Here is an 18,157-nt window from a genome sequence, read left to right as displayed (position 1 = left end):
CGGCAACATGTACGCCACGAAGTCTATGCTTCAACTTATCCTCTTGCTTATCCCTTCCATCGGCATTGCTATCTTTACTTTCAGTAAAATTATTGTTTTATACTTCTTTAGTGTTTATTGATAGCAAAACTCTTTTCTATCGATTAGCATCTTATGCATAATCACGGCTAATTTTCTTGCTACTGCAACAATTGCTTTTTTCATGCCCTTTTTCTTTTTAAGCTTCAATCCCCAGCTTCTTAATTTAAATGTCCTTTTACATTTTACCAGTAAGACCTGCGCGGCTTCATATAACATATTCCTACAGTCCACTGGTCCCATTTTTGATATACTTCCGTGTCGATCAATCTCACCAGAAGCGTACTGTCTTGGACTTAATCCCATATAGGCTCCAACTGTATAAGATGTTTCAAACCTATGCAGATCATCTATTGCAGCTTTATATGTCATTGCTACTATAATACCAACTCCTGGAACAGTAGTTAATAATTTACAATCCTCATCTTTTTTGCTTTGTTCTGAGAGCATTTTATCAAGTTTTCTTATTGATTCTTCTATTATTTCTAAACTATGTACTAATGATTCAATTGAGGTTTGGCTAATTTCATCTAGATTATTAACCATTTCTTGCACTTTTAAAGCAAAGTTTGCAGAACTAAGACGTTGATTAACTTTTATCCCGTATATTTTCAGTAATCCCCTTATTGTTCCCGCAATTTGCTCTCTGCAACGTATTAATTGTCTTCTGCTTCCAAGTATTATTTTAACCTGACAAGCTTCGTCTGATTTTACTAATACCTCCTTAAATAGCCCAACTCTCATCATTTGTGCTATGCCTCTTGCATCATTTTTATCATTCTTATTGATTCTCGCAGATAATGCTGCTGCCATATGCCTTGCATCTACACAAGTTACTGGTAATCCAAGATTCCTCAACTCTTTGCACATCGATATTGATAATTGCCCGCTTTCTATTCCTATGGACTCGTATTTTTTGTTTTGACCAAGCAGAAACTCAGCTATTGCACTGCTTTCACTTGCAACAACCCCTTCTTTAACAATTTTTCCTTTCTCATCAATGATACTAATAAAAGTTTCTTTGAGTGAGACATCTAACCCGCTATAATGTTTCATGAGACTACTCCTACTGTAAAAGTTTAAATTATTCTTGAAGAACTAATTCATTGAATTTGTTACTTCGTGCTAAAATAATGGAGTATGTCTCTCCATCATTCAATAGCAATTACAGTATGTTGAAGCATAGACTTCGTGGCGTACATGTTGCCGTCCACTTCCGCCTAACAAGTATAGTGCGGCTTGGCTACAATATGAATTAGCCATATTAGACCGCGGAGAGAACAATGGAAGCATGCTACTTTTAACTTATGTAAAATCATTAAGACTATAGAGGAAAAGAATGATACCTTAGTTTTTATAAGCTTAATGAATATGTGGATAAATACTTTAAGTTTGTGTGGACGTATTTATCCACATATTCATTGGCTACATAGTTTAAAAGAGATTAATTGGAAATTAGTGTTGATGTTTTTATTGCCAATAAAACCTCTTTTGATTGAATAAGATAATACAATAATAAATAAAAGGTTGTATTAGAGCTGAATTTTACATCAAAAAATATTTTTCATGATACAAAAAATTATTGTTGACTTTTATGCAATTAGAGAACTTATTATAAAAGTAAAGACTATTAAAGAAGGTTAAGATGCTAGAAATACTGAATCTAATATTACTTTTGCTGTTACTCACGGTTACAGTTTTTATAGTTCTTTCGAAACATTTGGTTGTAAGTGCTGTTCTAATGTGTGTATTTAGTTCACTTATTGCACTTATGTACTTGATTATGAATGCGCCAGATGTTGCAATTACTGAAGCTTCTGTTGGTGCAGGATTGAGCACAGTCTTTACGTTTGCAGCACTCTCTTTGGTAAAGAATTACAAAGCAAATTTATCTCATAGCCCCACAACACTTTTTTTTATGTTATTTTTGACTGCATGTTTATCATACTTTATGATTCAATTACCAGATTTTGGCAGTCATAATGCTCCAGTTCACTTGCACGTTGCTCCTTATTATGTAGAAAATACTGAAAAAGCTATTGGTATTCCTAATATAGTGACAGCTGTTTTAGCAAGCTTTCGTGGCTATGACACATTTGGAGAAACTATAGTAGTTTTTACTGCTGCACTTTGTATAATGTTAATATTAGAAGAGAAAGAAAGTGATTAAAGATCCGGTATTAAGTGCAGTAACATTTTTGATGATACCTTTTATCATTTTTTTTGGTTTATACATACAGTTTCATGGTGACTATACTCCAGGTGGAGGTTTTCAGGCGGGAATAATTATTGCTTCTGGGATAATATTATATTCTATGTTATTTGATATACCTACAACTTTAAAAGCAATACCTTACTCTATTATCAAATTTACTAACGTACTAGGTATTTTAACCTATGGAGGAGCTGGTATTATAACAGTTTTATTTGGCCAAAATTTTTTATCCTATAGTATATTGTCAGCTGATAGTAGAACAGGTCAAAAATTGGGTATTTTCTTAGTGGAGCTGGGTGTATTGCTTACCGTCTCTTCTTCCATGTTAATCATATATATAAATTTTGCTCGCAAGAAAAAACAATGACTCTATATAATTATGTAGGCATTACTATATTAATGGTGCTAGGTTTCTATATCATTGTAAATGATAAAAACTTAATCAAAAAAATGATGGGATTAAGTGTCTTACAATCATCTGTTTTGTTGTTTTACATATCTTTAGGGTATGTAAAAAATTCTTTACCTCCTATATTGACTTCAAATTTTCACTTATATACCAATCCTATACCTCACGTCTTAATGCTTACTGCTATAGTGGTTGGAATTGCAACATTTTCAGTTGGATTGTCCATATTAGTAAGAATAGAGAGATTAGTTGATTAAGAAGAATGTGAATAAATTGATAGTATCTTAAACTATATGAAGTAGCAAGTAACTATAAATTAAGAATAAAACTATAAGCTTGCTAATTGTAAGTTTATTTGATAAATAAGAAATAAAATTATAAACTGTAAAGGTAATGATGTCAACTATTAATGGTACGGAAGATAGGAAAAAGATCATCAAAGATCTTGTAACCAAAAGTATAAGAAAGGGCGGTTTTATCACTTTTGATGATATAAATGATAAGTTGTCAGATGAAAATTTTTCAACTGATTTTATAGATGATACTATAGCTTTATTGCAAGACTCTGGAATTAACATACTCGAAAGTAGTGAAGATGAGGAAGAAGCTCCTTCTAATAATGATGGTAATAAGCTTGATGATGATGAGACATCGTTGAATACTACTACAACTTTAGTGCAAAACGATGATCCAGTAAGGATTTATTTACAGGATATGAGCTCTGTAAAGCTTTTGTCACGAGCAGATGAAATTAAGATAGCAAAAAAAATTGAATCTGAAAAGCATAACATGTTACGTGCAATAATTGAAACATCAGTGGCATTCAAAATAATCAAAACATGGCGTGATGATTTAAGTGGTGGAACTTTTTTACTGAGAGAAATTATAAATCTGGATGCAATTTATAACTCTGATTTCAATATGGTAGACAAAGAAGAAAGTGAAGCTGAAGATGTTAGAGATTGTGTTAATGATGAGGAAAAAGGTAATGATGAAAAGGGAAATGAGAGTGAAGACATAAGTTCAGCTAACTTAAATATTTCTGTTCTTGAAATGGAAAGTGATTTATTGCCAAAGGTTATCACGGCATTGGATGAGATCATTGCTTTAACAAATGAAGCATTGGTATTGAAAAAAAATTCTAAAGATTTCTCTAATGAGCTAGAAAATTTATATAATCAAATATGGTCTGTAGCATTACAAATTCAGTTTAGTGATGCTGCTATTACCAGAATTACACAAAAACTTTACGAAATAAATAGACTAATCACGTTTGAAGAAGCTAATCTTATTACTGAAGCTAGAAAGTACGATATTGATAGAGAAAGTTTTTATAATGTTTATGATGATGTGCTTTTAGAGCACGAGTTTAGTGAAATAAGTTTTCTCAAGATTAATGAAAATCAATCTCTTTTTACAGGTGAATTAAAAAATAAATTCTTAAGGTTTATAAACGATAGCTATGAGTATATAGCTAGTGCCTTAAGCAATATTAAGAGTTATGTACAAGGAGATAGAATTCAGGAGTTTAAGAAGGTAATCAAGAGAATACAGAAACATGAACAAGAAGTCTCTCAAGCAAAGCAAGAAATGATTAAGGCTAATTTAAGGCTGGTGGTTTCGATTGCTAAAAAGTATTCAAAAAGAGGCCTTGATCTGCTTGATTTGATACAAGAAGGTAATATTGGTCTTATGAAGGCTGTGGATAAGTTTGATTACAAACGTGGGTATAAATTTTCGACTTATGGTACTTGGTGGGTAAAACAATCAATCACTAGGGCAATACCTGAACAGTCTAAAGTAGTTAGAATACCAGTACATATGGTGGAAATTATCAGTAAAATCAACAAAGCATTAAGAAAGATGACTCATGAAATGGGTAGAGAGCCTACATTAGAGGAATTGAGTATAGAATTGGCGATGCCGCTAGAAAGAATACGCAAAGTTATGAAGATAGCAAGAGATCCGGTAAGTCTTGAAGCTCCAACAGGAAAGGATGATAGTAGTACCTTCGGTGATTGTATAGAAGATAAGCGAGTTTCTAAACCAGAGGATGCTGCAATACTTGCCGACTTGCGTGGTATTACGACCAATGTTCTTGCAACTTTAACACCAAAAGAAGAAAGAATTCTAAGGATGCGCTTTGGCCTTGGTAAAGATGGAAAGGAGCATACCTTAGAAGAAGTAGGAAAAATTTTTAATGTTACACGTGAAAGAATTAGGCAAATAGAGGCAAAAGCACTACGTAAGTTGAAACATCCAAGCCGTGCTAAAAAACTTAGAGGTTTCTTTTAAGGCAGAAGGGCTGCTCAAAAAATAGGTAAAATTCAGCCAAAGTTCTATAATTTCACCCTATTTTTCTTTTTTTATAGGCTTTATAGAGCAGTATGATTAGATATTGAATGTTATGGCAAATAAAAATAATAACTCTAATTCAAAGTGTAAAAATTTTTGTGTTCTGGGTGATAGTTTATCTGATAATGGTGTAATTATTGAAATTTTAATAACTTATCCTTTGTAAGAAACGTGAAACTTAATGCCCCTTTTTATTAAGGAGGATTTTTAGCAATGGCCTTACTGTTGTTGAATATGTATCAAAGTATTTAGGTTTAGAAGAATTTAAGTCATCATGGAGATGCTCATTTTTTGATCGATACTATGAACAGCAAGGTCATAACTATGCGATTTTATATGCAACAGCATCTGAAATTCTTAACCCTATTTTTTCTTATTTCCTCAATAAATTTCGTTTAGTTAATCAGCTAAACGCAGTAATTAAACATCATCCAGACGTAGGTAAAGGAGATTTTATTTTTCATTATAATCGAGGAAATAATATTATGGGTGCCACTGCTTATAACAATGTTAAAGCAGAAAAAGTATTGAAATAAAGCGGTTAGTGAAATATGTAATGCATTTGGTTCTAAATGAATATGGTGTAAAGCATGTGATTGTTGCAAATGTGACTGAGGTTGGTTTGATACTAGCTTTAATAAAGACGAAAAGCAAGAGAGCTGGCTGCAACAGCTTACACAGAGTTTTAATACAAAATTAGCTAATAATTTAGATTATATGAAGAAAGGTGCAGATCTTGAAATAAAAGCATTCGATCTTAACTCTAAAATGAAAAGTATGCTTGGTAAATATAAGAGCAAAGGGTTAAATGATCGAGATGCATACCTATCAAACATCGTAGACCAGTTTAGGGTAGGGTGATTTGGAAAAAGTATAAAGATACTCTTGTTGATATTTAAAGGAAGACTTGATACTTACTATAATTCTGGATGCAGCACAGAAATACTAAAGGATTATTTCTTTTTTGATTATTTTTATCCAACTGCAGAACCTTGTTGTGAAGTTGGTAATGAAATGTATGAGTTGATAAAAAATTAGATTTCTTTTAAACATCTTTACGGTTTGTAGTAACTATCTGCGTAGCTGAATGGTAAAGGGAGGGGGGTAAACAAAATAATCTAAAATATAGAGAAAATACAACGGTGCTTGATACATACTATTGCGATTTTATCCTCTTTTTGTCATTTTAGTGCTAGAATGACATTCTGCTAGTGAAGTTTATTCTTTGATATATTAACTATAAATATAGAGAAGTCTTACTAAATAAAAAGGTAAAAGGAACCTCTGAGTAGTGAAATTTTGACTCTATATTGCTGTAAGTGGTGCTGTAATAATGTTCTAACAAGCGCGACTTGGCTGAATATAGAAAAAATTTAAAAAACCGCTATAATTTTATGTAATCTACCAATAAACACCTAAGTTTTTACTGGATTTTGTGATTGATCCTACAGTCAAAAACAAATTTTGAGTCATAAATACTTTTAGTGCCATAATAAAATAGGGAGGTTTGTCAAGTAAAGTTCTTTATTTCATTAGATGCGCTGCCAAATTGTTATGCAAGCAAGTTTTTTAGTTTTCGTATATCCGAAGTAATTCTTGTGCATTGGCCTTGATTAGAGTCGGACATTCTCTATCATTTAATAATGAATGCAATATTTCAATTGCACCTTTAATGTCGTTACTGTGTATCTTTACTATAGCGATAGCTTCTTGGCTTGAATAAGGGTACACTGCATTTGATTCTAAATTACTAATTTTATCTTTATTTGTTTTTTCACCGCTGGAGTGAAGTAAGCTCATTACTTCTAAGTATTGTGCTAACTCACGTAAAACATCAGGAGCATCTTTATCGTCTGCCAAATCATTATAAATAATAGATGCTGTGTCTGTTGGCATTGAATCTGAGATATGATTGAATGCGCGTTCAAAATTTGCTAAATACTCCCAATGTGAATCTATTTCTTCTAGCAGCGACTTATTATCTTTTTTTAAGAATAATACTTCGTAAAACTTGTCACCTGCAGTTATAGATTGTTTTGTGTTATCAATGTTGCGCAATAAGTATAATGTGATGCCAACTAACATTGGCGCAAGTGTAAGCAGAAAGATGTATTTTTTCATGTTAATATTCCAAATAGTTATATATTTATACATTAATGCTTTTGATTTGCAAAAACATATTGACATAGTGATTATATCACATAATAATATCCTTAAAGTTGTTTGAATAGTTGGAGATTAAAATATTTCTAAAGTAGAAATAAAGACAGCAGTATTAAGCTAAATTATTTTTTGTCGGATTTATCCGATGTACCCTCAACCTTTTATAGGTTGAAGTCTAAATTTGAGAGTTTGATCCTGGCTCAGAATGAACGCTGGCGGCAGGCCTAACACATGCAAGTCGAACGGAGTTATATTGTAGCTTGCTATGGTATAACTTAGTGGCAGACGGGTGAGTAATGTATAGGAATCTACCTAGTAGTACGGAATAATTGTTGGAAACGACAACTAATACCGTATACGCCCTACGGGGGAAAAATTTATTGCTATTAGATGAGCCTATATTAGATTAGCTAGTTGGTGGGGTAATAGCCTACCAAGGTAATGATCTATAGCTGATCTGAGAGGATGATCAGCCACACTGGAACTGAGATACGGTCCAGACTCCTACGGGAGGCAGCAGTGGGGAATATTGGACAATGGGCGAAAGCCTGATCCAGCCATGCCGCATGAGTGAAGAAGGCCTTTGGGTTGTAAAGCTCTTTTAGTGAGGAAGATAATGACGGTACTCACAGAAGAAGTCCTGGCTAACTCCGTGCCAGCAGCCGCGGTAATACGGAGAGGGCTAGCGTTATTCGGAATTATTGGGCGTAAAGGGCGCGTAGGCTGGTTAATAAGTTAAAAGTGAAATCCCGAGGCTTAACCTTGGAATTGCTTTTAAAACTATTAATCTAGAGATTGAAAGAGGATAGAGGAATTCCTGATGTAGAGGTAAAATTCGTAAATATTAGGAGGAACACCAGTGGCGAAGGCGTCTATCTGGTTCAAATCTGACGCTGAAGCGCGAAGGCGTGGGGAGCAAACAGGATTAGATACCCTGGTAGTCCACGCTGTAAACGATGAATGTTAAATATGGGGAGTTTACTTTCTGTATTACAGCTAACGCGTTAAACATTCCGCCTGGGGACTACGGTCGCAAGATTAAAACTCAAAGGAATTGACGGGGACCCGCACAAGCGGTGGAGCATGTGGTTTAATTCGATGCAACGCGAAAAACCTTACCACTTCTTGACATGAAAATCATACCTATTCGAAGGGATAGGGTCGGTTCGGCCGGATTTTACACAAGTGTTGCATGGCTGTCGTCAGCTCGTGTCGTGAGATGTTGGGTTAAGTCCCGCAACGAGCGCAACCCTCATCCTTAGTTGCCATCAGGTAATGCTGAGTACTTTAAGGAAACTGCCAGTGATAAGCTGGAGGAAGGTGGGGATGATGTCAAGTCATCATGGCCTTTATGGAGTGGGCTACACACGTGCTACAATGGTGTCTACAATGGGCTGCAAGGTGCGCAAGCCTAAGCTAATCCCTAAAAGACATCTCAGTTCGGATTGTACTCTGCAACTCGAGTACATGAAGTTGGAATCGCTAGTAATCGTGGATCAGCATGCCACGGTGAATACGTTCTCGGGTCTTGTACACACTGCCCGTCACGCCATGGGAATTGGTTTCACTCGAAGCTAATGGCCTAACCGCAAGGAAGGAGTTATTTAAAGTGGGATCAGTGACTGGGGTGAAGTCGTAACAAGGTAGCAGTAGGGGAATCTGCAGCTGGATTACCTCCTTAGGCTTTGTACGTAATTCACCATTTCAAATAATAGTGTCATTATGTACTATACTGCTGTCTTTACTTCTACTTTATTTTTTAATTTCTCGATAACGAAATTTTATGAGTAACAGGCCTCTTTCCCCACATTTACAAATATATAAAGTACAAGTTACTAGTTTTTTTTCTATTATGCATAGATTGACTGGTATCTTGCTATTTCTTTTATTAATCATACTTTCTTGGTATTTTATATTATATGTTTACTCCCCTAAGTTAATTATAGTAAGGTGCTTAAATGCATTATTGTTCACTCCTGTTGCTAAATTAGCTTATATCTTATGCTTTGTAAGCTTTATGTATCATTTTCTCAATGGTATTCGTCATTTATTGTGGGATGCTGGGCTTAATTTAGAAATTGCTAGTGTTTTAAAAAGTGCTATATTACTAACAATAATGCTATTTCTTTCTACTATGGCTTTTATATTTATATGAGTCAATCTGTAAATTCAGTACATCATTGGTGGATCCAGCGTGTTTCTGCGGTGATTTTGTTATTTTTATTTCCTTGGTTTATTTACTCATTTTCTTGCACATTTTATGTTGATAGCCCTTTATCTTTTAATGAAAAATTATTTCAGGCTATTAATCATCCACTAGAGCTTTTGTTTTTTGTTATACTGGTGTTTTGCATTTTTTGGCATGCAGTTCTTGGAATGCAGGTAGTGTGTGAAGATTATATAGACAGCGTACTTCTAAGGATTTTTACAATTACATGCATAAAATACTTATCAAGCATTACTTATATAGTCCTTGCTTTTACGACTTTTTTCTTTTATAGGCATATTTTCTTGTAAAATTGTTAGTTCTGTGTTAGTATATTATTAGTTTACTAATTTTATTATTGAGCTATAGTGATTTTGGTTTGACAACATGTTTGGAGTGTTAAAAAAAGGAGTAGCAGACTTTACGCTTAAAGCAAAAGGTTTATTTGCTTCATCTGAATCTCAAATTTATGTCAAGGATCTTAGGAAGGTAATGACATATACAGATGGAAGAAAATGCAAATATCCAAAGAATTACGATCAGATTGTGAAATCTGGGAAAGTTGTAGAAAGTAAGAATAGTAATGGTGAGACTATATATAAACTTTTGTATGACAAGAAAACTTTTGAATTAGCTCTTGTCGAGAAAACGGATGATAGGTCCTATTTTACCATTGACTTTTTAGTTAATCGGGAAAAAAACAAGGATGTTAAGCATTATGATGGCTACTATAAACCATTTGGGTTTTCAAAAATTGATCTTGAAAAACATATTCCAATTTTTGAAGCTCGGGAAAAAGATGATAAGTTTGAGCTAACTAATTCCTCTTTTCTTGCTAAAAAAGGCTGCTTCATCAATGATGACACGGGAGAAGTTGATGAGAAAGATAGAGATGAAAAAGGAAGAAATGGAAAATTACTATACGCTAGTGATTACAAGAAGCTAAGCACCCATTTTTCAGAAATTAGAGATCAGGATGGTAATCTAGAGCTAGATAAAAGTCTGATATCTGTTCCTATTGTTTTTGTTGCGGGTTTAGCTAAGATTTGTGCTAGAATGCTGACTTTTATTCCTATGAAATTAGGAGAGAATTTGATAGCTAGAAAAAATCGAGTTGCAAAATCTTTTGGTTATCTTTTTTTCACTCCTGCAGTGGTAGTAAAAAATTTAGTAAATATGGGAGCTACAATACTTAAGGTTCCAATTTTATTATTTGTAGAAAATGAGAAAAAGTATGGTAATGCTTATCTTACTATGTCGAAACACCAATTGAAAGAATGTTGGAAAGAGGCAAAAAGTGACTTTAATATTATTAAAGGTGAAGAAGGGCTAAAGCCGGAGCAGAAGGATCATAAGCCACTCAGTATAGTGGGCACATGGGATGAGCTTGACGCTAGAAGTCTAGGTATTGAAAGAGACTTGGAAAAGGCGCTGAATAAAAGTAGTGAAAGTATAGATAAATCCAGAGAACCAGGTGTTGGAGAAAGCTTAAAGGAGAAGCCGCAAAACAAAACTGATAAAAAAATAGCTGCAGCCGTTAATCAAAAAAGCAGCACTCCTCATATTGATAGAGAGATAGAAAGAAGACAAGACTCATCACGAAATGTAGGGATTCCATAATGCTCGTAGTCAACCATCACTTTAAATTACTTTTTACTTTAATCATCTCACAATAAAAACTTGCATGCATTTTGCCGTTAGTATAAGATATTAATCAAATAATTAATATCTTAATTAAATGCGCCCTGTAATACTGTGTGGTGGTAGTGGCAGCAGACTTTGGCCTCTATCTAAGCCAAAGCAATTTCAGAAAATATTTAGTCAGAATACTATGTTTCACAACACTTTGTTGAGGCTAAAAGGCGATTATATGCCACCCATCATTACCACAAATATACAATATGAGTCATTATTGATGCAGGAATTACATGCATTACAGGAATGTAAAGTAGTTTTTGAACCAGTTAAAATTGGGACAGCGGCAGCAATACTAATTGCTGTGCTTCTCTGCGATAGGAACGAGACAATCTTAGTTCTGCCTTCAGACCATTTTATAGGTGATTTGAATAGTTTTTATGTTTCTATTGAGAAAGCGTCTAAGCTAGCCTCTGAAACTGACTCTATAGTCACTTTTGGGGTAAAGCCTCATGAATTCAATTCTGAATACGGCTATATAAATGCAGTATATGGTCAGAAAGAAAAATGTCATATAGTAAAAGATTTTACAGAAAAACCCGAGCGTAAGGTAAGTAACGATCATTATTGGAACTCTGGAATATTTGTGTTTAGAGCAAAACGCTATATAGATGAGATAAAAAAAATTGCTCCGACTCTCTATAATTTATGTTGTGAAAGTATGAAGCATTTTGTATCACGAGAGAGATTTCTGTATTTAGAACAGCAAAATTGTGCAGGAATGGGTGATACATCTATTGATCACCTAGTGATAGAAAAAGCAGAAAATATTGTAATGATAGAAGCCAATTTCGATTGGATGGATGTTGGCACTTGGGGTTCAGTTTTAGAGTTAAGTAAGAGATTTAATAAGAATTTTGAGTCGTTTCAAGCTGTAATCAAAGGAAGAGAGCCAGTTTTGATGACAGAAAATGATGCAAAAAATTTACTAGGTAGAGTTTATAAACGGCCAAGTAAGAGCCTAATGTTGTTCATTAATAAAGTTAAGGAAGTAAAGCCAATAAGGAAAGAGGTTAAGCCATGGGGATTTTATAGTGTAGTTTTAATGGGCAAGGATTTTCTTATAAAATACCTTTTTATAAATCCACTGAGCTGCACTTCTAAGCAATTTCACCACTATAGAGATGAGTACCATATAATACTATCAGGGGTTGGATGCGTGAGTTTAGATGACAAAACATATGCTATAACAAAAAATCATGTAGTAGAGATTCCAAGGAAGGTGTTTCATAAAATTGAGAATAAAAGTACAAGATTTCCTCTTGAGATAGTTGAGTTTCAGGTAGGAAAGTTTTTATCTGATAATGATATAGTAAGATTGGACGATATATATGGAAGGTCTTAATATAGAACATTGAATATATTCTATAAGCTTGCTAAATTTAGACAACCTCATTTGAGGTAAAGGAAAAATTACAGTTATATGAAGCATAAAAAGTATGATATTTAAATCTTAGTATAATGTCTATTGCCTTTGAATTTACTATGGCTATTCGCTATTTGCGAGCAAAGAATTCTAGATTTTGCTCTATAATGGCCTTGTTTTCTATTATTGGTATTGCTCTTGGAGTTGCAACGCTAATAGTAGTAATGTCTGTAATGAATGGGTTCAGAGCAAAGCTGCTCGACTCTGTACTTGGCATTAATGGTCATATTAATGTTTACTTTGATAGAAGCATAAATTCAGATTACCACGCAGTGTTAAAATCTATTGAGAAAATCCCAGGTGTATTAAAAGCTACTTCTATGACCAATGATCAAGTGATCGTTGCAGCAAATAGTGGAATTGTGGGTAGCGTAGTCCGTGGTGTGTCAACTAAAGACTTACTTAATAATACTATCGTTAAGAATAATGTAATTATGGGTAACGTGGAAAAATTCGATGAAGGTATCATAATAGGGGCAAGATTAGCAGAAGCTTTGAATATTGATTATGGTGATAACATTATGCTTATATCACCTGAAGGATTTGATGCACTGTCTGGTGAAATACCAAAAATGAAAGAATATAAAGTTGTAGCAATATTTGATATGGGTATGTTTGAGTACGACAATACCTTAATGTATATGCCCATAAAGTCAGCTAAAGCTTTTTTTAATTATAAAGATAATGTGAGAAATATAGAAGTGTTTGTAGATGATATTGCTATGGCTAATAAGCTAGCAAACGCTATAGCAAAAGAAACAGGAATGAGAGCTGAAAGTTGGCAGTCTCAGCAAAGCCATTATGTTAATGCTTTAAAGACTGAAAGAAATGTGATGTTTTTAATTCTCACTTTAATTATAGTTGTAGCAGCATTTAATATTGTTTCAAATTTGATGATGATAGTGCAAGAAAAGAAATCTGCAATTGCAATTATGCGTACGTTTGGTGCAACAAGCGGAAGCATTATGCGCATATTTTGTGCTTGTGGATTGCTGATTGGTTTTACAGGAACTTGTCTTGGCTCTATTATAGGGGTTGTTTTTTCTCTCAATATTGAAAGTATTAGAGTGTTTTTAGAAAACATTACCAACATCAAACTGTTTGATCCTATGATATACTTTTTTTCAAGTTTGCCAGTGATATTAGTCTCTCAAGATGTGATTAACATTTCTGCACTTGCATTGTTCTTATCATTTTTAGCGACAATTCCTCCTGCATTACAAGCAGCTGCTCAAGATCCTGTGGAGATATTACGTTATGAATGATACTTGGAGAAAATGCATAGGTTGGTTCTTAATTATATTGTTGTTTGTTAGCTATATTACAATAAATAACATAATATTTTTTAAAATAAATCAGCAAGAGAGTGAAAATAGTATAAGTATTGTAACGGAAAAGATAGATGAACTTAAAATGTTGCTTGAAGTTAATCAAATTAAGGTAGAGAAAAAGATATTTGATTTAAAGAGAAATCTGCACACTCAATGTGAGCAAGGTGACGGTAGTTCAAGACATAAGAACCTCGCAAAGTTGCTGCTACTTGTGATTAAGATGAAGAATTCGTTATTGCAAGAAGCCAAGTTTGATAATCATATAAATTCAATAAAGCCTTTGATATCAGAGCTTGACGATCCAGAAATAGAAAATGCAGTCAATGAATTGGAAAATTTGAAAGAGGTAGATACTTTATGCGGGTTGAAATTGTCTTTTGAGAAGAACATGACTGTTATTAACTACAATAAAAGTAACTTGTTTAAAAAAATCATTTCAAATTGGATCAAGATAGATGATCGTAGTGATCCACTCAGGTTAAAGCTTGCGGAAATTGAAGAATTAATAAGCGATAATGATTGGCAGAGCATAGCCACCGCAATAAGTGACTTAACATACCCAGAATTCAAACCATGGCTTAATAAATTGAATGATTTTATTGTAGCTTTCAAGAATACTTCAATAATATATCGTCACTTATTACAATACATCTCATGATTTATTTTATAATTTTTGCTTTTTCGTTTTTATTTGGCATATGGATCAAGGTAAGTGGTGAAGTAATAAAATTGGAATTAGGCAATTACACTATAAGTATTGATCTATATTTCGTTATTCTTGCTTGCGTAGTCTTATTATTTTTATTGATTGCAGTTGCACGTTTTTGTTCTTCTATTTCATCAACATTTGCTAACATAAAAAATAGAAGAAGAAGTAGGGAAGAATTGCTTCTCTTTGAAGCTTTCTTTAGCTTAGATTTAGGTAATATAGAGAACACCAATAAGCTAATTAAAAATCTAAATGAAGAAAGTGATAAATTATCTTTAGTAAAGCTCTTTAATTCAGGTAAAACGGGAAATTACAGCTTTTTCAGCCATAATTTAACGAGTATTGCAAGTAAAAATCGCAACTTAGCTCTACTTCTGATCAATAAACTGATTATTCACCTAAAGCAAGAAAGGTTAGTCTTTCAAAAATTTATAGAATATTGCTCTAGTTCAATTAATGATAAAATTTTGTCTATTCCCTTTCAAATAGAGCATTGTATATTGCAAGAAGATTGGATAAATGCAATTTCAAAGTTAAAGGAAGCTATCAAATTCAATATTTTTCTTCCCTTTGATCGTAAAAAGATGTTAGCGGTTTTTTATTGCGCTTTAGCAAAGCAATACGAAAGTAAAGGAAGTTTTTGCAAAGCTATAGATTATTTAGCTAAAGCACAAAGTTATTATGCAACTTTTCAGCCCATCAATTATTTAAAGGCAGAATTATATATCAAGCTTGAAAAAATCAGAAAAGCTTCCACAGTATTAGAGGAAGAGTATAGAGTAAATCCTACTCCTCAATCAGCTAGAATGTATATCAAGTTAAATAATAAAGGCGCTGAAAGACTATATAACTTACGCCCTGATTATTATTTTAGTTATTGCTTGCTTGCTTTGTCTTCAATTAGCTTAGGGAAATATGATCTTGCAAGTCAGCATTTAGATATTGCTATGAAAAAAGCTAATTACATATCAATCTACCTTGTTATGGTACAGCTCAAGATTATGCTACAAGAGTATGATCAAGCAATTTACTGGCTAAATAAGATGAACTCAGAAGCTGTGCCTGATCCAGGTTGGAAATGTGTTGATTGTAATAAAGAGCTAAAGCAATGGGATTATAAGTGCTCAAGTTGCAATAGTCTTAATTGTATTTACCTTATATTATAAGACTCCATAAGGTGTGATACTTTTACATCGAGATTGCTTTAATATAATCTTTATCTCAAAACAGTAAATCTGTGAGTTTCTTAGTTAGGTTTGATTCCAATGTCAAAAAAACTTGTTTTTAGACATTACCAGTTATATATTTTAATAAATTAGAATTATATATAAAATGAAGAGCTTAAAGGAATTATCCTTAAGAATTAAAAATATTAAGTCTGTGCAGAAAATCACGAAAATAATGCAAATGGTTTCTGCAGCAAAATTATTACAAAGCCAAAAGAAATTATCAAATTCAAAATTGCATATATCTAAGCTGCATAGCATTATTTCTTCACTAGCGCTATCAGCGGATCAAGAGTTACTAGCAAGAATTCTAAATATCAATAATGAAGATTCTTTCCTAGTATTTATTATTGCATCTGATCGTGGTTTATGTGGCAGCTTCAACTCCTCTGTTGTTAAATTTAGTCAGGAGCATATAAACAAATTAATTGCAAATGATAAGAAAGTAGACATTGTTTTTTTTGGTAAGAAAGCTTTTGAGACAGGCAAAAATAGATTTAATTCTAAAAATATCTTGAAGGTTGAAAATAGTAAGGGAATCACACTAAAGCGTGTGGAAGCCTTGGTTAGTGATATAGATCTAAGTAAATACAATAAAGTTAAGGTTTTTTACAGTAAATTCTATAATACCTTCATGCAAAAGCCAATATTAGAAACAATAAAACCATGGAGTAAAGACTCATTATTAATTGATAATTCTGTAGTTAGTCCTCTAACAGATTACAGCTATGAGTATGAACCACAAAATATTGAGTTTATTTTAAAATCTTTGACTCAAGATTATGTTACAGCTTCTCTTTATTCTGCTTTACTTGAAAGTGCAGCAAGTGAAAATAGTGCTAGGATGGTTGCTATGGAATCAGCAAACAGAAATACAAAAGAAATGCTAAATAAACTAGCATTACTTTATAATCGTTCTCGTCAAGCAGCAATTACAACTGATTTGATTGAAGTTATAGGTGGTGCAGAATCTTTATAGAAACTCAAGGAATGAAAAATGAATATATTAAATATTGCAGCAGATATCACTAAACTAATAAAAAAGCAGAATCAAGACGCAGAAGTTACAATATATGAAACTAATAAGACCTCGGTTTCTCAGCGTCTATCAAAAATTGAACAAATATCACAATCTAAAAACTGTACTGTCGGAATTAGAGCTATAGCAGGTAAGAACAAAGCTGCGTATATTTCCACAAACGATTTGAATAATCTTAGTAGTGCAGTGAGCCAAGTGGTGGAAATGGCAAAGAATGCCCAGGAAGATCCTTATATTAGTTTTGCTGTAGATGGCAGTAATTATATCTCTTCTGCAGATTTAAATATCTCAGATAATAATGTTGTAACAATTGATAACTTAAAAGAAATTACTGAAGCTACAGAAAATTCAGCTCTTGCACATAAAAATATTATTAATTCCGAAGGAGCTTCATCTTCACATACTTCAGTAAATACAGTATTATCAACCGTTTCTGGTTTTGTTGGTTCATTTAGTAAGTCAACTTTTGTTAATCAGGTTTCTGTTGTTGCTGGAGAAAAGAATGAAATGAAAATAGGCTACGATTACGATGTAGCATGCAACTTCAGTGATTTAAAAACACCGGAGTCAATAGGGAAAGAAGCAGCAAAAAGAGCAATAGATCAATTGGGTTCATGTACAATCAGGACAGGCAAATTTCCGGTTGTTTTTGAAAAAAGAGCAGCAAAAGAGCTAGTAAAGAGCTTTGCTTCTGCCATAAATGGTAGCAATATTGTAAATAATAGCTCTTTTTTGAGAAATAGTTTAAATAATCAAATTTTTAATACTGAGATTAGCATTATTGATGACCCATTGTTACCAAGGGGTATAACATCAAGACCGTTTGACGGGGAAGGAATAATGAGTAGAAGAAATGAATTTGTAAAAAATGGAGTACTGCAAAACTGGATTTTAGATCTATATTCGGCTAGGAAATTAAACTTGGAAACGACCGCAAATGCAACTCGTGCAAGTAATGCTGCAATTATTCCTTCAGCTAGTAATTTCTATTTCAAAAATGGTAATAGATCGTTTAAGGAATTAATTGAGGAAGTAAAAGAAGGAATATATGTAACTGATTTATTTGGTTTTGGTGTTAATTTAATCAATGGCGATTATAGTCAAGGTGCATGCGGATTTTTTATAGAAAATGGTAAAATAACGTATCCAATACACGAGATTACTGTTGCCGACAATTTGAAAAATATGTTTAGCAATTTAGTTGTTGCAAATGACCTAACTTTCTGTGGGCAGTTTAATTCACCAACGATTAAAGTTAGCGAAATGACAGTAGCAGGTTCACTTAGTGATTAAAAATTTTAGTTG

At 33.1% G+C, this 18,157-nt stretch carries 16 protein-coding genes and 1 rRNA gene; 15 read left to right on the top strand and 2 right to left on the bottom strand.

From position 1 onward, the window contains the following. Positions 1–114: 114 nt before the first annotated feature. Entirely contained in the window at positions 115–1,134 is a 1,020-nt protein-coding gene (locus OPR37_RS05135) for an IS110 family RNA-guided transposase (protein ID WP_214303242.1), read from the bottom strand. Between the two features lie 589 nt (positions 1,135–1,723). On the opposite strand from OPR37_RS05135, the gene OPR37_RS05130 reads away from it, so the two are divergent. From OPR37_RS05130 to OPR37_RS05110, 5 genes are all read left to right on the top strand, one after another. Further along, positions 1,724–2,248: a DUF4040 domain-containing protein gene (locus tag OPR37_RS05130; RefSeq protein ID WP_010404272.1), complete on the top strand. Its 525-nt coding sequence runs from the start codon at positions 1,724–1,726 to the stop codon at positions 2,246–2,248. Then, positions 2,241–2,660, top strand: coding sequence for a Na(+)/H(+) antiporter subunit B (locus OPR37_RS05125; RefSeq protein ID WP_007302439.1), 420 nt, complete (start codon positions 2,241–2,243; stop codon positions 2,658–2,660). The genes OPR37_RS05130 and OPR37_RS05125 overlap by 8 nt, the downstream gene beginning before the upstream one ends. Then, entirely contained in the window at positions 2,657–2,959 is a 303-nt protein-coding gene (locus OPR37_RS05120; protein WP_012481982.1) for a cation:proton antiporter subunit C, read from the top strand. The genes OPR37_RS05125 and OPR37_RS05120 overlap by 4 nt, the downstream gene beginning before the upstream one ends. Before the next feature lie 139 nt (positions 2,960–3,098). Continuing rightward, the gene (rpoD, locus tag OPR37_RS05115; RefSeq protein ID WP_264684855.1) at positions 3,099–4,997 is read left to right on the top strand and encodes an RNA polymerase sigma factor RpoD; all 1,899 of its coding nucleotides are present in this window, start codon (positions 3,099–3,101) and stop codon (positions 4,995–4,997) included. Between the two features lie 777 nt (positions 4,998–5,774). Further along, positions 5,775–5,918 (top strand): hypothetical protein, encoded by a 144-nt coding sequence (locus OPR37_RS05110; protein WP_007302443.1) that lies wholly within the window; start codon positions 5,775–5,777, stop codon positions 5,916–5,918. Positions 5,919–6,626: 708 nt separating this feature from the next. Here OPR37_RS05110 and OPR37_RS05105 read toward each other — a convergent pair. Beyond that, entirely contained in the window at positions 6,627–7,244 is a 618-nt protein-coding gene (locus tag OPR37_RS05105; RefSeq protein WP_213863895.1) for a hypothetical protein, read from the bottom strand. A 153-nt stretch (positions 7,245–7,397) separates the two neighbouring features. Between OPR37_RS05105 and OPR37_RS05100 the strand changes: the two genes are divergently transcribed. The 10 genes from OPR37_RS05100 to OPR37_RS05055 all read left to right on the top strand — a co-directional run bounded on the left by OPR37_RS05100 (position 7,398) and on the right by OPR37_RS05055 (position 18,145). Beyond that, positions 7,398–8,901, top strand: a 16S ribosomal RNA gene (locus OPR37_RS05100). A 102-nt stretch (positions 8,902–9,003) separates the two neighbouring features. After that, the gene (gene sdhC, locus OPR37_RS05095) at positions 9,004–9,375 is read left to right on the top strand and encodes a succinate dehydrogenase, cytochrome b556 subunit (protein ID WP_012481985.1); all 372 of its coding nucleotides are present in this window, start codon (positions 9,004–9,006) and stop codon (positions 9,373–9,375) included. After that, the gene (sdhD, locus tag OPR37_RS05090; protein WP_012481986.1) at positions 9,372–9,737 is read left to right on the top strand and encodes a succinate dehydrogenase, hydrophobic membrane anchor protein; all 366 of its coding nucleotides are present in this window, start codon (positions 9,372–9,374) and stop codon (positions 9,735–9,737) included. Before sdhC ends, sdhD begins: the two co-directional genes overlap by 4 nt. Positions 9,738–9,813: 76 nt before the next feature. After that, on the top strand, positions 9,814–11,046 hold the full coding sequence (locus OPR37_RS05085) for a hypothetical protein (RefSeq protein ID WP_007302448.1): 1,233 nt from the start codon (positions 9,814–9,816) through the stop codon (positions 11,044–11,046). 118 nt (positions 11,047–11,164) lie between these two features. Next, a complete protein-coding gene (locus tag OPR37_RS05080; protein ID WP_012481987.1) occupies positions 11,165–12,466 on the top strand; it encodes a sugar phosphate nucleotidyltransferase in 1,302 nt (433 codons plus the stop codon). Positions 12,467–12,582: 116 nt separating this feature from the next. Beyond that, positions 12,583–13,812 (top strand): lipoprotein-releasing ABC transporter permease subunit, encoded by a 1,230-nt coding sequence (locus OPR37_RS05075; protein WP_007302450.1) that lies wholly within the window; start codon positions 12,583–12,585, stop codon positions 13,810–13,812. After that, positions 13,805–14,536, top strand: coding sequence for a hypothetical protein (locus tag OPR37_RS05070; protein ID WP_007302451.1), 732 nt, complete (start codon positions 13,805–13,807; stop codon positions 14,534–14,536). Before OPR37_RS05075 ends, OPR37_RS05070 begins: the two co-directional genes overlap by 8 nt. After that, positions 14,533–15,753, top strand: coding sequence for a tetratricopeptide repeat protein (locus tag OPR37_RS05065; RefSeq protein ID WP_019236883.1), 1,221 nt, complete (start codon positions 14,533–14,535; stop codon positions 15,751–15,753). Before OPR37_RS05070 ends, OPR37_RS05065 begins: the two co-directional genes overlap by 4 nt. A 166-nt stretch (positions 15,754–15,919) precedes the next feature. Continuing rightward, positions 15,920–16,792 carry an ATP synthase F1 subunit gamma gene (gene atpG / locus OPR37_RS05060; RefSeq protein ID WP_007302454.1) on the top strand — a complete coding sequence of 291 codons (873 nt, stop codon included), beginning with the start codon at positions 15,920–15,922 and terminating at the stop codon, positions 16,790–16,792. Positions 16,793–16,810: 18 nt separating this feature from the next. Beyond that, complete coding sequence (locus tag OPR37_RS05055; protein ID WP_007302455.1) at positions 16,811–18,145, top strand: TldD/PmbA family protein; 1,335 nt, start codon at positions 16,811–16,813, stop codon at positions 18,143–18,145. Positions 18,146–18,157: the final 12 nt, after the last annotated feature.

The sequence above is a fragment of the Wolbachia endosymbiont (group B) of Lycaena phlaeas genome, assembly GCF_947251875.1.
GTDB lineage: Bacteria > Pseudomonadota > Alphaproteobacteria > Rickettsiales > Anaplasmataceae > Wolbachia.
The sequence above is the reverse complement of the archived record's forward strand: the minus strand, read 5'-3'. Positions and strand labels throughout refer to the sequence as shown.

Coding starts and splice junctions, on each gene's coding strand:
- sdhD (WP_012481986.1), top strand. CDS start 9,372: ATGAGTCAATCTGTAAATTCAGTACATCATTGGTGGATCCAGCGTGTT.
- OPR37_RS05085 (WP_007302448.1), top strand. CDS start 9,814: ATGTTTGGAGTGTTAAAAAAAGGAGTAGCAGACTTTACGCTTAAAGCA.
- OPR37_RS05075 (WP_007302450.1), top strand. CDS start 12,583: ATGTCTATTGCCTTTGAATTTACTATGGCTATTCGCTATTTGCGAGCA.
- OPR37_RS05135 (WP_214303242.1), bottom strand. CDS start 1,134: ATGAAACATTATAGCGGGTTAGATGTCTCACTCAAAGAAACTTTTATT.
- OPR37_RS05080 (WP_012481987.1), top strand. CDS start 11,165: ATGCGCCCTGTAATACTGTGTGGTGGTAGTGGCAGCAGACTTTGGCCT.
- OPR37_RS05065 (WP_019236883.1), top strand. CDS start 14,533: ATGATTTATTTTATAATTTTTGCTTTTTCGTTTTTATTTGGCATATGG.
- OPR37_RS05120 (WP_012481982.1), top strand. CDS start 2,657: ATGACTCTATATAATTATGTAGGCATTACTATATTAATGGTGCTAGGT.
- OPR37_RS05055 (WP_007302455.1), top strand. CDS start 16,811: ATGAATATATTAAATATTGCAGCAGATATCACTAAACTAATAAAAAAG.
- OPR37_RS05130 (WP_010404272.1), top strand. CDS start 1,724: ATGCTAGAAATACTGAATCTAATATTACTTTTGCTGTTACTCACGGTT.
- sdhC (WP_012481985.1), top strand. CDS start 9,004: ATGAGTAACAGGCCTCTTTCCCCACATTTACAAATATATAAAGTACAA.
- OPR37_RS05105 (WP_213863895.1), bottom strand. CDS start 7,244: ATGTCAATATGTTTTTGCAAATCAAAAGCATTAATGTATAAATATATA.
- atpG (WP_007302454.1), top strand. CDS start 15,920: ATGAAGAGCTTAAAGGAATTATCCTTAAGAATTAAAAATATTAAGTCT.
- OPR37_RS05110 (WP_007302443.1), top strand. CDS start 5,775: ATGAAGAAAGGTGCAGATCTTGAAATAAAAGCATTCGATCTTAACTCT.
- rpoD (WP_264684855.1), top strand. CDS start 3,099: ATGTCAACTATTAATGGTACGGAAGATAGGAAAAAGATCATCAAAGAT.
- OPR37_RS05070 (WP_007302451.1), top strand. CDS start 13,805: ATGAATGATACTTGGAGAAAATGCATAGGTTGGTTCTTAATTATATTG.